A 1,195-nucleotide genomic window follows, 5' to 3' on the forward strand; every position below is an offset into this window, starting at 1 on the left:
CTTTTGAACTAATTTTTCCAAATGGTTACACCTTCTCTTTCTAAATATCCTAATCATTCTTTCTTAGGAGAGGAAGACGGAAAGTTTGGAGATGGAGATTACATTTGGATAGTTGACCCACTTGATGGAACAAAGAACTATATATGTGGTTTTGAAATTTTTGCCGTGTCTGTAGCACTTATGCATAAACAAGAAATTGTTGCAGCTAGTATATACATTCCGATGTTGGATAAACTCTACTGGGCAGGGAAAGGAGAAGGAGCTTATTTAAACGGAGAGAGAATAAAAGTGTCAAATAGACCGGTAGAATCAGCTGTTGTAGCTACTGGATTTCCTTTTAGAAAGATAGCAGAACTTGACCAATATTTATCAATGTTGAAAGAAGCAATGATTACATTTTCAGGAGTGAGAAGACCCGGAGCTGCAGCTATAGATTTAGCATTAGTTGCAGAAGGGGTTTTTGATGGTTTTTTTGAAATGAAACTATCTATATGGGATATAGCAGCCGGAATACTGCTTATAGAAGAATCCGGAGGTATATGTACAAACTTTGAAGGAAAAAAAGATTTCTCATCGGGAGATATAGTAGCCGGTTCAGAAGAAGTATATAAAACATTGTTTGATATAGTAAATGGAAAAATCGGAAGTATATGAAAGGTCAATAGGAAAAATCTTAGACTACATAAAACAAAATTTTAGGGATAAAAAAATAGAGGTAATCTTGTTTGGTAGTAGAGCAAGAGGAGATTATAAATATTATTCAGATATAGATTTAGCTATAAAAGGTTTGGGAAAAAAGGAAATTTTAAAAATTAAAGACTTTGTAGAAGAATCTACCATTCCTTACTTTGTGGATATTGTTAGATACGAAGATGCACCATTAAAATTAAGAGAAAATATAGAAAGAGAAGGTGTAACCATTTGGAAAAATTAGTTCAAAAGTTAAATGACTTGAAAAAGGCATTTAAAACTTTAGATGAAATAATCAATGAAGATTACTCTGTGATAGTCAGGGATGCAACAATACAAAGATTTGAGTACACGTTTGAAATACTTTGGAAAACCATTAAAGAGTACTTAGAGAAAGTTGAATATGTACCGTGTAACTCTCCTAAAAGTTGTTTTAGAGAGGCTTTAAGAGAAGGGTTGTTGTCAGAAGAAGAAGCAGAATTATGTTTAGAAATGTTAGAGGATA

The 1,195-nt window shown here is 32.7% G+C and carries 3 protein-coding genes; all 3 read left to right on the plus strand.

The features are described from left to right. Positions 1 to 21: 21 nt before the first annotated feature. Positions 22 to 654 (plus strand): inositol monophosphatase family protein, encoded by a 633-nt coding sequence (locus tag NE054_RS08260; RefSeq protein ID WP_297890509.1) that lies wholly within the window; start codon positions 22 to 24, stop codon positions 652 to 654. Further along, on the plus strand, positions 632 to 934 hold the full coding sequence (locus tag NE054_RS08265; protein ID WP_297890511.1) for a nucleotidyltransferase domain-containing protein: 303 nt from the start codon (positions 632 to 634) through the stop codon (positions 932 to 934). The genes NE054_RS08260 and NE054_RS08265 overlap by 23 nt, the downstream gene beginning before the upstream one ends. Next, a partial coding sequence (locus NE054_RS08270; protein WP_297890513.1) for a nucleotidyltransferase substrate binding protein occupies positions 922 to 1,195 on the plus strand: 274 nt, incomplete at its 3' end. The genes NE054_RS08265 and NE054_RS08270, both read left to right, overlap by 13 nt.

Origin of the sequence: Sulfurihydrogenibium sp. (genome assembly GCF_027448985.1) — a bacterium.
Classification (GTDB): domain Bacteria; phylum Aquificota; class Aquificia; order Aquificales; family Hydrogenothermaceae; genus Sulfurihydrogenibium.